The organism is bacterium 336/3 (assembly GCA_001281695.1).
GTDB lineage: Bacteria > Bacteroidota > Bacteroidia > Cytophagales > Thermonemataceae > Raineya.
The window spans coordinates 1,895,396-1,911,211 of the sequence record LJIE01000001.1; the positions used below are offsets into that span (position 1 = coordinate 1,895,396).

Annotated in this window: 8 protein-coding genes and 1 pseudogene; 4 read left to right on the forward strand and 5 right to left on the reverse strand. The window is 35.6% G+C overall.

Translation table 11 applies throughout. The annotated features are described in order from the left end of the window. The first annotated feature begins 50 nt into the window (after window positions 1-50). Entirely contained in the window at window positions 51-1,448 is a 1,398-nt protein-coding gene (locus tag AD998_08835; GenBank protein KOY86236.1) for a hypothetical protein, read from the forward strand. A 32-nt stretch (window positions 1,449-1,480) separates the two neighbouring features. Here the strand turns inward: AD998_08835 and AD998_08840 are convergent, their stop codons facing one another. The 3 genes from AD998_08840 to AD998_08850 all read right to left on the reverse strand — a co-directional run bounded on the left by AD998_08840 (window position 1,481) and on the right by AD998_08850 (window position 3,607). Next, entirely contained in the window at window positions 1,481-2,434 is a 954-nt protein-coding gene (locus AD998_08840) for a glycosyl transferase family 2 (protein ID KOY86237.1), read from the reverse strand. Window positions 2,435-2,436: 2 nt separating this feature from the next. Then, window positions 2,437-3,183: a hypothetical protein gene (locus tag AD998_08845; protein ID KOY86238.1), complete on the reverse strand. Its 747-nt coding sequence runs from the start codon at window positions 3,181-3,183 to the stop codon at window positions 2,437-2,439. A gap of 61 nt (window positions 3,184-3,244) precedes the next feature. Next, complete coding sequence (locus AD998_08850; GenBank protein KOY88123.1) at window positions 3,245-3,607, reverse strand: CoA-binding protein; 363 nt, start codon at window positions 3,605-3,607, stop codon at window positions 3,245-3,247. Between the two features lie 119 nt (window positions 3,608-3,726). On the opposite strand from AD998_08850, the gene AD998_08855 reads away from it, so the two are divergent. Next, a complete protein-coding gene (locus AD998_08855; GenBank protein ID KOY86239.1) occupies window positions 3,727-5,826 on the forward strand; it encodes a prolyl endopeptidase in 2,100 nt (699 codons plus the stop codon). 116 nt (window positions 5,827-5,942) lie between these two features. After that, on the forward strand, window positions 5,943-6,863 hold the full coding sequence (locus tag AD998_08860; GenBank protein ID KOY86240.1) for a hypothetical protein: 921 nt from the start codon (window positions 5,943-5,945) through the stop codon (window positions 6,861-6,863). 47 nt (window positions 6,864-6,910) lie between these two features. Here the strand turns inward: AD998_08860 and AD998_08865 are convergent, their stop codons facing one another. Together AD998_08865 and AD998_08870 are read right to left on the reverse strand one after the other, a co-directional pair. Then, window positions 6,911-7,774 carry a hypothetical protein gene (locus tag AD998_08865; protein KOY86241.1) on the reverse strand — a complete coding sequence of 288 codons (864 nt, stop codon included), beginning with the start codon at window positions 7,772-7,774 and terminating at the stop codon, window positions 6,911-6,913. A 63-nt stretch (window positions 7,775-7,837) separates the two neighbouring features. Then, complete coding sequence (locus tag AD998_08870; GenBank protein KOY86242.1) at window positions 7,838-9,415, reverse strand: malate synthase; 1,578 nt, start codon at window positions 9,413-9,415, stop codon at window positions 7,838-7,840. Between the two features lie 4,104 nt (window positions 9,416-13,519). Here AD998_08870 and AD998_08875 point away from each other — a divergent pair. Next, a pseudogene (locus AD998_08875) lies at window positions 13,520-15,742 on the forward strand (hypothetical protein). The last annotated feature ends 74 nt before the right edge of the window (window positions 15,743-15,816 follow it).

Genomic DNA, 15,816 nt, shown 5'->3' on the forward strand with positions numbered 1-15,816 from the left:
GGGCTTTTTTATTTTATTTCGATATTGAACAAAATAAAGTAAAATCAAATATGGATGCTTCATTTGTTTCACATCGTTCAGTTGGTGATGATTATGGTTTTTTTGAAATAAAAATTTATCCACCAAATATTACAGAGATTGTTTTGGAATATAAAAATGACTTTTCAGGTGTATTGGAGAAGATTCAAGACACAGAAAAGATAAAAAAACTATACTCAGGACTGAAAAAGTTAGAAAAATATACTGAAGATAAAACCCAATTTTATTACCATCTTAATAGATTGTTACATCAAGAGCAAGCAATTATACAAGATTTGCTAAAAACTATTCATTTTGAAACAGAAGAACACTATCAAATCAACAACCTACTATCAGCTCTTAACAATGCAGAAGAAGCAGGTTTTTTAAAAGGATTACAATTCATTACTGAAGTAAAAAATAAAGATGCTTGGTCATCTTGGGAAATAAAAATCTCAAAAACAAATGATTATTGCTTGAGTGGAATAATTGAAAAACCTGAATATGTAGATTTTACCTTCACAAATAAAAGTACAGATACAGTACATTCTTGGGATAACCCTCCATTTTTATATCAAAATTTTTATCCAATTCTTAAAAAAGCATATTTTTATAAAAATCAAATCATAGAAACTACAAACGAAGAAATTCAATTGCCTCAAGAATTTTGGGATAATTTGCCTGATTCTAAAAAACAAGTAACAGAAAATATTTTACAAAATATTCCTATTCAAGATTGGGCGTATATTTATGAAATGATTCTTGAAGCTCAAAAAATAGGTTTTTGGCAATTATATCTTGATAGAAATGTAACTCAAACACTTGAAAATCTAACAGAAATACACAAATTCTATAAAAACGAAACGCCTGAATATTTTGAAGGCAACCAAATTGAAAAAGCTACAGATGTACAAATTATAGAAATCGAAACAATCTTAGAATATGAATTGGAACCAGCTTATAAAGCATTTCTAAAACAAAATACACTTTCTTTTGATTTTGATGGGAATTTTAAAGTGTTAAGCATTTTAGAGGTTATCAAACGTTGGCGAGGCATGAATAAACTTTTGGATGAAGGCATTTTTGATGATGGGAGGGTAGAACACCATCTTGAACACGATTTTGGAAATTGGAATGGAAATTATATACAACAGGTATGGTGGAGCAAAAAATGGCTTCCTTTTGCTGAAGATAGCTGTGGTAATATGAAATGTATAGATTTTAATCCTGCCGAAAATGGAAATATGTATCAAATAGTTTCTATGGAAATCCAAGATGGACAAGGACCATTTTTATTCAATGAATGTCAGGATTTTGCCGACTTTTTAGGCAAACATTTGCAATATCTACAAAGAAAACAATACAGACTCGTTGAGTACAATGTAGGCAACATGATAGAAGTGGATTCATACATTAAACCTATTTCATAAAAAAAGCCCCAATTTAATTGGGGCTTTTGATTTTATATTCCAATTTTCTTAGAAACGACATATTCGTGTGTTTTGGAGGAGTTTGTGATAATCATTTCTCCCAAAAAACCTGCCATGAAGAGTTGTACGCCCACTATAATGGCAACAAGAGCCAAATAAAATAAAGGTTGGTCGGTTATATTTCTAAAACGTTCATTTTGATACAGATGAATCATCTTTTCAATAATCACATACATTGTAATCATTATACCCAAAAAGAAAGAAAGTACTCCTAAACCTCCAAAAAAGTGCATAGGGCGTTTTCTGAACTTGGTTACAAATGTAATGGAAAGCAAATCTAAGAAACCAAATAAGAACCGTTCCCAACCAAATTTGGTAACACCATATTTACGTGGGTGGTGTTTAACTTTTTTCTCACCAATTTTCTTAAAACCTACCGATTTAGCAATAACGGGAATATAACGGTGCATCTCACCATACACCTCCACACTTTTAACTACACGAAGTTTGTAAGCTTTCAAACCACAATTAAAATCGTGTAGCGGAATGCCTGAAAACCAACGAGTAACAGCATTATAAAGCTTTGTAGGAATGGTTTTAGAAATAGGGTCTTGACGTTTTTGCTTCCAACCCGAAACCAAATCGAAATTTTCTTGTGTAATCATCTGATACAGAGCCGGAATTTCCTCAGGGTCATCTTGCAAATCTGCATCCATTGTAATGACTACATCTCCTTGAGCCTGTTGAAAACCTGTATGCAAAGCAGCAGATTTTCCATAATTTCTGTTAAATTGTAAACCTTTTACAGCAGGGTTTTTCTCTGAAATTTGCCCTAAAACTGTCCAAGTATCGTCTGTACTGCCATCATCTATTACAATTACTTCATACGAAAAATTATTTTGTTGCATTACTTGAGCTATCCAGTTGGTTAGCTCTGGTAACGATTCAGCTTCGTTGTAAGCTGGAACGACCACAGATATTTGCATAATTATTTCTTTTTCTTAGTTTTTTTTGATTTTTCTATGGCAGTATATTGATAACCATATTTTTTTATAATATCTTTTCTTTTCATAATAACAGTTTTAATCTTCATTTTCATGTCCTGAAGAGGTCTATTGTTACCATCAGTAGCTTCTGCTGCTATTTTGTCCAAAACATCCATCCCAGAAAGCATTTCACCAAATACTGTATAGTTTTGGTCAAGGTGAGGAGTACCACCTTTAGTTTTATAAATGGTTCTGTGTTCTTCAGGATAGTCTATAATGGTTATATTTTTCTCAGGAAAGTTTGTGCGTTGAGAAAGAGCATTGAGTTCATCATCTGAAAAGACTCTGCCTTGTACAATATAAAACTGACAACTACTAGAGGCTTTTTGAGGATTGTTATCTCTTGCAGCAGCCAAAGTACCTTTTTTATGAAATAAATTCGGCAAAAATTCAGCATCTACTTTATAGTCTAAACCCCCAGAGCCAAGCATTTGTCCTGCTGGAGCGTTTTTCGATTTAGGGTCGCCACCTTGTATCATAAAATCTTTGATGACTCTGTGAAAAAGCAAATCATCATAGAATTTCTCTTTGATGAGTTTTAAGAAATTTGCTTTGTGTTTGGGTGTTTGGTCGTAGAGTACAAATACCATTTCGCCATATTGTGTGGAAATCACCACTAATTCATCATTCTTCTGAGCAAATAAAAAACTTGGAAATAATAAAAACGCTGATAAAAAAAACTTGTTCATAAATATTAAATAAATGCTAAATTGTTAATGCTAAACTAAATATATTTTTCTTGTATTTATTCTAATACTGCCCTGTATTAAGCATTACAAGCGTACAAGCTTCTATGCATTCAATTCCTTCAGTTTGGGCTTTCTTGTATAGCTCAGGGTTTTCTGTGCCTGGATTAAAAATAATCCGTTTAGGTTTGGTTTGTAGAATATAATCGTACCATTCTGCTTGATTTGCTACACCTACATACATGGTAATTGTATCAATATCTTCAAAAATTTTATTTTTGTCTTTTTCTATACTTTCTCCAAAGACTTCTCCGTTTTTAATACCCACAGGTACAATAGAATAGCCTTTTTGTGTAAGCAGACGAGCTGCTAAATAAGCATATCGATCGGTATTAGTGGTTGCTCCTAAAATCAAGGTTTTTTTCATAAAATGATAGCCAAAAGCAATAAAGTTCTCAAAGGTAAACAAAAAATCTATATTTTTGATTTTTATAAAAGTCAACATTTTTTACAAAAACATCATAAAATACGTCAAACAATGCTTATATGAAAAAAATAGTAATCCCTTCAATTCTTTCACTTTTGATAAGTGGTGCGATGGCTCAAAATTTACAATACCCTCAAACTGCAAAAGTAAATCAAACAGATTCATATTATGGAACGCAAGTAGCAGACCCTTATCGCTGGCTTGAGGTTTCTGATTCTACAGCAGTAAAAAACTGGGTAACAGAACAGAATAAAGTTTCTTTTGGTTATTTAGAGAAAATCCCTTTCAGAGATAAAATCCGAAAACGTTTACAGGAAGTTTGGAACTACCCAAAAATGGGTACACCTGCGAAAGTAGGGGATTATTATATCATTCAGAAAAACAATGGATTACAAAATCAATATGTTTTTTATATCAAAAAAGGAAAAGATGGTAAAGAAGAAGTACTTTTAGACCCCAATACTCTTTCTACAGAAGGTATTGTTTCTGTAGGTAATTGGAGTATTTCTGAGGACAAACGTTATTTTGCTTATTCACTCTCCAAAGGTGGCTCAGATTGGAGTACCATTTATGTGATGGACTTAAATACTCGTCAGAATATTTCAGATAAACTTGATTGGGTGAAGTTTTCTGGAATAGCATGGTATAAAGATGGCTTTTTCTACAGTAGATATGACGCTCCTCAAAAAGGAAAAGAATTAGAAGCTAAAAATCAATATCATAAGCTTTATTATCATAAAATAGGCACACCTCAAAGCCAAGACGAATTGATTTACACAGACAGAAAAAATCCACTTCAAAACGTTTCGGCTTCAGTAAGTGAAAAAAATAATTTATTGTATGTGTTTCTACCAAAAGGAACAGCAGGAACAGCAATTTATTACAAAAAATTAGGAGGTTTTGGTGATTTACGCCCTCTGATTGATAATCAAGAAAATGAAAATAGCTTAATCACTACTCTTGATAATCATGCTTATGTGCTTACAAACCACCAAGCACCCAAGTATAGATTAGTTGCCATTCCATTAGATAATCCCAAGGTAGAAAACTGGAAAACTGTAATAAGCGAATCTGAAAATGTATTAAATGGCATTCGTTACATAGGAGGCAAATTTATTGCTACTTATATGAAAGATGCAAGCCACAGAGTGTATGTCTTGGATAAATCTGGAAAGCAACTGAATGAAGTAAAATTGCCTGCTTTGGGTACAGTAGGTGGTTTTGGAGGTAGAGAAGAGGATACAGAGACATACTATGCTTTTAATTCTTTTGTTTCTGGGGGAAATATTTATGAATATGACTTGAATACCAATCAATCTAAACTATACTTTCAGCCTGCTGTAAAATTTAATGCCAGCGATTACGAAACCAAAGAAGTGTTTTATAAAAGCAAAGATGGTAAACAAGTTCATATGTTTCTTACTCACAAAAAAGGTTTGAAACGCAATGGCGATAATCCTACTTATTTATATGGTTATGGAGGTTTTAATATCAGTGTAAACCCCAGTTTTGATATTCGTATGGTACCATTTTTGGAAGCAGGTGGTGTGTATGCTGTTGCCAATTTGCGTGGAGGTAGCGAATATGGCGAAGATTGGCACAAAGATGGTATGGGACTCAAAAAACAAAATGTATTTGACGATTTTATTTCGGCTGCTGAGTATTTAATCAAAGAAAAATACACATCTTCTAAGAAAATAGCAATTTCAGGGCGTAGCAATGGTGGTTTATTAGTAGGGGCTTGCCTTACACAACGCCCAGACTTGTTTGCAGTGGCTCTACCAGGGGTAGGGGTAATGGATATGCTCCGTTTTCATAAATTTACAATCGGATGGGCTTGGGTGCCAGAATATGGTTCTTCAGAGCGTTCTAAAGAAGATTTTGAGAATTTACTTAAATTCTCTCCACTTCATAGTATCAAACCTGCCAATTACCCTGCAACGCTGGTTTATACAGCAGACCACGATGACAGGGTGGTACCAGCACATTCTTATAAGTTTATTTCTAATCTGCAAGCCAACCAAAAAGGCACAGCCCCTACACTCATACGCATAGATGTGGATGCAGGACATGGTGCTGGAAAACCCATTGCCAAACAAATAGACGAATGGGCTGATATTTGGGCTTTTACCCTCTGGAATATGGGAATTAAAAAATAAGATTTTATACAGCAAATGCCTCCAATTTGGAGGCATTTATATTTTTGTAAAAGTAATATGATATGGAATTTTATTTTTACATTTAGTGTTCTATCTAGAGTGTAAATTTTAATACGATGGAGTTAATCAATACTATAATAAATGAGCTTGTTGATACAAATAAATCAATAACTTCTCCTTTCTTAAAAGCTAAAGTCTTAGCAAGTCAAATACAAAATAGTGAATTATTAAAATGGGTTAATGATGAGATACAAGGTTATGAACAGGAAAATCTGCCTGATTATAGAGTAAAATATGGATATTTGCAGGGTGATTATATAAATGGAAATTCACATCTTAAAAATCAACCAATACTCACAGGTTTGGGTAAAGATATTGAGGAAGAAATAAAAAGAATACGGTTTACCCAAAGTCTTCAAGAATTAGAATCCATGTTAAGTAAAGAAAGTGATACTATTATTAGAAATCTATTAGTCCCACAACTAGTTAAGTTAGTAGAGCAAAGTATAAAAAGAGTACCAGAAAATAGGGCTTTTAATTTGATTCATTTAGAGGTTATTACATCCATAACTGTTGTGAATAATATACTTTCAGTAGTTAGAAACAAACTTTTAGATTTTATGTTGAAAATAACAGAAGAGTTTGGTCAAACAGTAGAAATTAAAGATTTAAAAGAAAATAAAGAGAAAGTAAATACAATTATGAATCATACAATTATTAATAATTCAGGCGATGGTGTGGTAGTAAACACTGGAAATGATGCAAATATCAATGCTTCTATTCAAATTAATAAAGGAAGTAAAGATGAATTGATACAAAAACTAAAGGAAGCAAATGTGCCAAAATCAGATGTTCAAGAATTAGTAGAAATAATAGATAATGATGAGCCAAATCACGAGACACAAACATTGGGGACAGGAGCTAAAACATGGGTTCAAAAAATGTTTGCTAAAGCACTTGACGGTTCTTGGAGTGTGGGTACAGGTGTTGCAGGAGGTGTATTAGTTGAATTAATAAAAAAATATTATGGATGGTAAAGTAAAAATATAAATAACAAACATAAATGCCTCCAATTTGGAGGCATTTATGTTTTTGTAAAAGTATCTACAAACTTTTCATGGTCATAATCTGTGATGATCCATGTTCTGGTGTTTTCTTGGAGTTTGGCTCCCCATTCTCCTTTTTCTCTGAAAATCTCCACTTCTGCCCATGTTCCAATGCTCAAATCTAAGGCACAACAAGCTGCCAGTGGGTCGTGAAGCATTTTACCCAATGGATTTTTCCTGAGATAATACTCCATTCCTTTATAAATGAGGCTCAAAGACATGGATAAATCCTTGAATTGAGAGATGACTTGATGGAATGTAGCATCATACACTACTCCATGACAGACATTTTTTGATACGAAATATCGAATATCAATTTTAGCAGATTCAAGCGTTTTAAATGCAGCAGGAATATCTCCATTCAAATTGAAGGTAGGGCAGGTTTTTCTGCCTTTAAATTTTTCTAATTGTTTTTCAGCAGGAACAACACCTTCACCTGCAAAACCTCCCTGAGCCACAAGTGTGCCTAATTTAAAATCAGGGTTATCAAGAGCTTTTCCTAAGTTTTTTAGTGGAGCCCCTGTAATAAGAGTGGTATTTTCATCACAGTATTTCATCAACACTTCAAATCCTTCTTGAGCATTGTTGGAAGGCATTATTTTACCATAAGCATTTTCATGCCAGTCCGAAACACAGGTTTTAGGATGTTCAATATTAAAAGCCCCAATAGGAATGTCTTTTTGGAATATTTGGAGCGTTCTTTCAACCAAACCCACCTGATAGGCTGAACCTGGAGTAATGGTAACAGCTTTTAAATTTACATCAGGATGCCCCAACAACAATAACAACGTAATATAGTCATCAGGGTCGTTAGTTTCCATGTCGAAAATAATGTTTTTCATAGTTTTTATAATTTTGCCATTCCAAATAAAAAAATACTACTTGGAATGACAAAAATAGATTTTTTATAGCAATTCGTATGCTGGAATCGTCAAAAATTCCTCAAAATGCTCTTGTGTAGCTAAATTATTGAATATTTCAATGGCTTGAGTAAGTTTACCAGTTTGTACTCTTTCTGCACCTAAATAGACTTTGCATTTTTCTATTTCTTCTGCAAGAAGAGTTTCATAAAGAGTTTTATCAATAACTCTACCATCATCGAGTTTTGCAGCAGTTTTGAGCCATTGCCACACCTGAGCCCTCGAAATTTCGGCAGTGGCAGCATCTTCCATCAAATTATACAAAGCAGCAGCCCCAACACCCGAAAGCCACGACTCAATATACAAAATACCTACATGAATATTAGCTCTGAGTCCCTGTTCTGTGATTTTTCCACCTTCAATGGCAAAATTTCTTAAATCTTCAGCAGAAACATTTACATCTTTTCTCATCACATGCTTCTGATGAGGGGCTTGTCCTAAAACCTTATCAAAAGCTTCTTGGGCAATGGCTACCAAATCGGGGTGAGCAACCCATGTACCATCATAGCCATTTTGAGCTTCTAATTCTTTGTCAGAACGAACTTTGGCATAAGCATTTTTATTTACTTCCTCATCCTTTCTGCTTGGAATAAAAGCAGACATTCCACCCATTGCATGAGCCCCTCTTTTATGACAAGTTTTTACAAGTTTTTGAGCATAAGCTCGCATAAAACCTACCTGCATAGTTATCTGACTTCTATCTGGAAAGTACGCTGTAGGCAAATGATGTAGCTTTTTAATTGTACTAAAGATATAATCCCAACGACCAGCATTAAGCCCTGCCAAATGTTCTCTCAATTCATAAATAATTTCCTCCATTTCATAGGCTGCCAAAATAGTTTCTATCAGAACTGTAGCCTTGATAGTTCCTGCTGGAATGTGTAAATAGTTTTGAGCTTCCACAAATACATCGTTCCACAGACGAGCTTCTAAATGGCTTTCCATTTTTGGAAGATAAAAGTAAGGAGCTGTACCTTTGGCAAGAAGTGTTTTGGCGTTATGGAAAAAGAAAAGTCCAAAATCGAATAAAGATGCTGAAATAGGTTCATTTTCTACTAAAAAATGCTTCTCTACCAAATGCCAGCCTCTTGGACGAACTTTTAAAACAGCTACTTTGTCTTTTAATTTATATTCTTTACCATTTTCAGCTACGAAGTCAATTTTTCTTAAAATAGCATCTCTTAAATTAATCTGACCTTGCAAGCAGTTATCCCAAGTAGGAGAGTTCGCATCTTCAAAATCAGCCATAAAAACTTTAGCTCCAGAATTTAGGGCATTGATAACCATTTTTTTATCGACAGGACCAGTAATTTCAACTCTACGGTCTTGCAAATCTTGTGGAATAGAAGCTACTTGCCAATTTCCATTTCTAATGTCTTGTGTTTCTGCTAAAAAGTTTGGTAATTCTCCTTGAGTAATAGCCAAAGCTCTTTGTGTTCTTTTTTCTAAAAGGCTTTTTCGGGTTGAATTAAATTTTTTATGTAAATGAGCTAAAAATGCAATGGCTTCAGGGGTTAAAACTTCTTGATACACACCACTTGCTTTAATTTCATAGGCTTGCATATACGTACATATTTTATGGTTGAGGATGATTTGGAGGCTAAATTAAGATTTTTATTGAAAAAACAAAAGCGAAAAAATATTTTTTAGCGAAATTTCGCAAAAAATATTAAAAGGAATAAATAAAAATATTTTTTAAACTTTTTATTTAAGAAAAAGTTTACTATATTGATCAGATTTATTTCCGCCACTTTTTGACTTATACCTATCTTCTTCAAGCTAAATAGCTTGTTACAATCATTTTAATAATTTTTTAACTTATTTTATTCATTTATGAACAAAAACTACACACACTACAAGTGGGCTAAGTTACGAACGGCTATGCTACTTGTTTGGATTACCATGCTGGGGGCATGGAATCGAGCAGAAGCTCAGGTATCACTGACAGCTACAGGTGGTACACCCACTGGAACATTTACTACACTTGGAGCTGCTTTTACAGCCATCAATGCAGGTACACACACAGGAACTATTGTGATTGATATTACAGCAAACACGACAGAAACAGGATCTTGTGTACTAAATAGTTCAGGTGCAGGTTCAGCATCATACACATCAGTACTTATAAGACCCACTGTTGATGGTGTCAGCATCAGTGGACCCTCTGTTACTGGTAGAGGTCTAATAGAACTTAATGGGGCTGATAATGTAACAATTGATGGAGATAATCCAAATACCAGTGGAATAAATCGAAATCTATCTATAATTAATACAGCAGTAAATACTGTTACTTTTACTATGGGGATTAGAATTGCTGTAGCTACCACAATTGTAACAACTGCAAATAATAATATCATAAGAAACTTAATTGTCAATGGAAGTGCATCAGGTAGAAATATAGCTGCAGCTACCTCCACAACAGCAACAGAAAATAATACGTATGGTATTTATGTTGGTGGTGGTGCTTCAACAGTAAGTCAAACAACAGCCCCTTCAGCTATAACTTCTGCAACAACAACTGCTGGCACTGGAGCAACTTTTAATGGGTTGATAATCAGTAATAATACAGTAAATTCATGTGCCAGAGGTATTGCCATTCAAGGCTCTGCTATATCAATTTGTGATAATCTTACTGTAACTAATAATATTGTTGGACCAGCTACTTCTGGTGGCACAACGAGTGTTTACTCTATGGGTATGACCCTACAAGGTTTTACTCAAGCTACCATTACAGGAAATACAATAAGAAATATGGAATCCTTTTTAGGAACATCTATAAGAGGGTTAGACTTGGGCTCAATCTCAGCGAATGGTACAAATGCTCTTGTTGCCAATAATACTATTAATAAAATGAATTTGCAAAATACTGGTACTTTTGGTGTATATGGTATTAATATAGCTGTAGGTAACGGAATAACACTTCAAAACAATACAGTAACAGATTTGCAAAGTAATATGACAGGTGGTGCAGCGTTTTCTACCACTTTTGGTATATTTGGAATTAGAGTAACATCTGGTCTAAATCACAAAATTTATCATAACTCAGTGAATTTATATGGCTTAAGAGCAGGAACAGCAACTTCATCGCTCTTATCAGCAGGGCTTTGTATAGTTGGTACAGGATTAACAGGTTGTGATGTAAGAAATAACATATTTTCCAATACAATCACTGGTGGTACAACTTCCATAGCCAATGTTAGTATTTATTTGCCTTCTGGTGGAACATCTGCCATGAATTTAACATTGAATAATAATGCTTACTACTCAGGAACTGATGCAACTACACAAGGCATAGCTCAAGTAGGAACAACTGCTGGTACAGGATTTTATTTAGCAAGTAACTTCTCTGCATCAACTACATCTCCTGCTACTAACTTGAGAGCATATACAAGCACTCTAAGTACATCTGGATTGAATGATAATGGTTCTTTTGGATTTTCTTCTGTTGTTCCCTTTGTGTCAAATACAGACTTACATATCAATACTGGATTAACACCTACAAACCTAGAATCTTCAGGTGCAGGTGTAGCTATAACTAATGTTACTACTGACATAGATGGACAAAGTAGACCAGGACCTGCAGGTTCTGTAAATGGAGGAGCAACAGCTCCAGATATTGGAGCAGACGAATTTGATGGTGTGCCTCTTGATAATACCCCACCCGCTATTTCATATACACCTATTTTGAGTGATTGTTCAGTTGGTGCAAAAACTTTAACAGCCACCATTACAGATATAAATGGAGTGCCTACCAGTGGTGCAGGATTACCTGTTTTATATTGGAGAATCAATGCTGGAGCTTATCAGGCAGCAACAGGTGTATCTTTAGGAGGTAATCAATATCAGTTTACTTTAGGAACAGGTTCTGTATCTGGGGATGTAATTTCTTATTATATAGTTGCTCAGGATAATGCAGGAACACCAAATATTGGTTCTAATCCTTCAGGGGGAGCATCTGGTTTTACAATAAATCCTCCAGCAGCAAGCACACCTCCTACAACTCCAAGTTCTTATACCAATTTGCCCACTTTGAGTGCAGGTACATATACTGTGGGGGTAACAGGTACTTATCCAACTCTCACAGCAGCTATCAATGCCTATAATAATTCTTGTATTGGAGGGGCAATTGTGTTTAGTTTGATAGATGCAACATACCCTTCAGAAACATTTCCTATTGTTATCAATGCTAATGCTGGAGCAAGTTCGACCAATACACTTACCATCAAACCTGCAGTAGGCATCAGCCCTACCATTACAGGTAGTAGTACAAATGCTATCATTCGTTTGAATGGAGCAGACTATGTTACAATAGATGGTAGCAATGTAGTGAGTGGAACAACTAGAGATTTGACAATTATTAATACAAATGTAGGAACATCAAGTTTTGTGATTTGGAATGGTAGTGCAAGTGCTTCAGATGGAGCTACAAACAACACTTTTAAAAACCTAAATATTCTTGGAAATGCAGGAACTACCACTTTTGGGGGTATATTTAGTGGTAGTGGTGTAACGGCTGGTGGTACTGCTGAATCGCCCAATAACAATGTTGTCATTCAAAATAACAGTGTAGCAAAAGCTCAATATGGTATTGCTATTGCTGGTGCTGCAACAGGAAATACAGGAAATGTTGTTACTCAAAATAGTGTGGGTTCATCTGTTGTAGCTGATAGAATAGGATTTATAGGAATGTTCTTTTCCAATAATAATGGATTGCAAGTTTCTAATAATACAATTTTTGATATTATTACTACAGCAAACAATCCTATGGGAATTAACATTGTTGCCAATGTGATTAATTCAACATTTAATGCCAATATCATACGTAATATTCATTATACAGGAACAGGTGGTTATGGTGGAAAAGGTATAAGTATCAATACTGCGAATGCTACTAGTAATCTCACAATTTCTAATAACTCCATTAGTGATATAAGAGGTGATGGTTGGAATGATTTTACCACTGATGTTGTAGTGGGTATTCGTCTATTGGGTACTACTGGTGGAGTTAATCTATACTATAATTCTGTAAATTTAGGTAGTGGTACATTTACGGGCAATACTAGTGGTACACTATCAGGAGCTTTTTATGTGGGATCAACAGTTACTAACTTGGATGTGCGTAACAATATATTTCATACAAACCTTATTAATAGTGCAGCAGGTACAGCTAAAACATATGCTATCTACTCTGCAGCAGCTAATACAGCTTTCACAAACGTTAATTACAATGATTACTTTGTAAGTGGTACTCAAGGAGTTTTAGGATTTATAGGGAGTGACAGAGTAGATTTAACAGGAATTCAAACAGGATTTGGGCAAAACGCTAACTCTGTAAGCATAGACCCTACATTTACATCTGCAACAAATCTGTTGCCTACGAATCCCCTTTTGGATGCAAGGGGTACACCTATTGTAGGCATTACAACTGATATTACGGGTGCAACCAGAGATGTTACTACTCCAGATGTGGGAGCTTATGAATTCAACGGCTGCCCTACTATTACAATCACTCCAGTGGCAGGAGCCCTTACAGCAGGAACTATTGGTTCAGCTTATAGTGTAACTATCTCTCAAACAAGTTTAGTAGGTACCCCAACATGGTCAATTAGTGCTGGAGCATTACCTGGTGGGCTTTCTATCAATGGAACAACAGGAGAAATATCAGGAACACCAACTGCAACTGGAGCATTTAATTTCACAGTTCAGGTGACAGATGGAACCTGTCCAGCAACTCAAGCCTATAGTATTGTAGTGAGTTGCCCTACAATTACTTTTGTCAATACCACAGCGAGCAATGCAACAATAGGTTCTGCTTACAGTTTAAATGCTTCTGTTACGGGTAATACAGCAACGATTACTTATTCAGTAAGTCCTGCTTTACCTGCTGGTCTTTCTTTAAATACTTCTACTGGAGCTATTACAGGAACCCCAACTGCTATCACAGCTTCTGCTACTTATACAGTAACAGCAAGCCAAAGTAGTGGAGTGTGTACAGCAACTCAAGCTTATACTTTTGCAGTTGTTTGCCCTACGATTACTTTAAGCCCAGTAGCAGGAGCCCTTACAGCAGGAACTATTGGTTCAGCTTATAGTGTAACTATCTCTCAAACAGGTTTAGCTGGCACCCCAACATGGTCAATTAGTGCGGGAGCATTACCAGGTGGGCTTTCTATCAATGGAACAACAGGAGAAATATCAGGCACCCCAACTGCAACTGGAGCATTTAATTTTACAGTTCAAGTAACAGATGGAACTTGTCCTCAAACACAGGCTTATAGTATTGTAGTAAATTGTCCAACTATTACATTTACGAATACTGTTGCCCCTAATGCAACAGTGGGAGTAGCTTATAACTTTGACGCTTCAGTAACTGGTAATACAGCAACGATTACTTATTCAGTAGCACCTGCTTTACCTGCTGGATTGACTCTCAATACCTCAACAGGACAAATTACGGGAACGCCTACAGCTCAAGTAGCAGCAACTGCTTATACAGTAACAGCTTCTCAGAGTAGTGGAGTGTGTACAGCAACTCAAATTTATACATTCTCTGTCAATTGTGCTGGTATCACCATTACACCAGTAACAGGAACGCTTACAGCAGGAACAATCGGTTCTGCTTATAGTGTTACCATTAGTCAAACAGGTTTATCTGGTACACCAGCATGGTCAATCAGTGCAGGGACATTACCTGGTGGGCTTTCTATCAATGGAACAAGTGGAGCCATTACAGGAACACCTTCTGCAATTGGAACTTTTAATTTTACAGTTCAGGTAACAGATGGAACTTGTACAGCAAGCCAAGCTTATAGTATTGTAGTGAGTTGTCCTACCATAGTATTTGTGAACGCATCTGCAAGCAATGCGACAATAGGTTCTGCTTACAGTTTAAATGCATCTGTAACAGGTAACACGGCAACGATTACTTATTCAGTAAGCCCTGCATTACCTGCTGGATTGACTTTAGATACTTCAACAGGACAAATTACGGGAACTCCCACAACTACAACAGCTTCTGCTACTTATACAGTAACAGCTTCTCAGAGTAGTGGAGTGTGTACAGTTACTCAAAACTATACTTTTGCAGTAAATTGTCCAACGATTACTTTTGTCAATACCACAGCAAATAATGCAACAATAGGAACAGCTTATAGTTTAGATGCATCAGTAACAGGTAATACAGCCACAATTACTTATTCTGTAGCTCCCGCTTTACCTACTGGTCTTTCTCTAAACACCTCAACAGGTCAAATCACAGGAACACCTTCTGTACAAGTAGCAGCAACAACTTACACAGTAACAGCTTCTCAGAGTAGTGGAGTGTGTAGTGCAACTCAAGCTTATACTTTTGCTGTGAATTGTGCTGGTGTGAGTATCAGCCCTACAACTTTACCTAATGGTTTCTTGAGTACAGCCTATAGCCAAACACTTACTCAAACAGGTTTATCAGGTACACCTGCTTGGTCTGTGAGTGTAGGTACATTACCCACAGGTTTATCTTTGAATGGTACAAGTGGAGCCATTACAGGAACACCTTCTGCTCTTGGAACTTTTAATTTTACAGTTCAGGTAACAGATGGAACTTGTTCAACCTCACAAGCTTATACAGTGGTAATTAGTTGTACAGGAGTAAGTGTGAATCCAGCGACATTGCCCAATGCAACACAGTTGGTAGCTTACAGTCAAACGCTTACCCAAACAGGTTTAACAGGAGCAGTTACATGGTCTGTAAGTGTAGGTACATTACCAACAGGTTTGACGTTGAATACTTCTACAGGAGTAATTTCAGGAGCACCTTCCACTCTTGGAACATTTAATTTTACAGTACAAGCTACCAATGGAACTTGTAGTGCTACAAGAGCTTACACAGTAGTAGTTGCTGCAAGTGGACCCATCATCCAAATCTCTGTAACAGATATTGATTTTGGAGATGTATTAATTCTTCAATCCTCAAGAAAAACGAT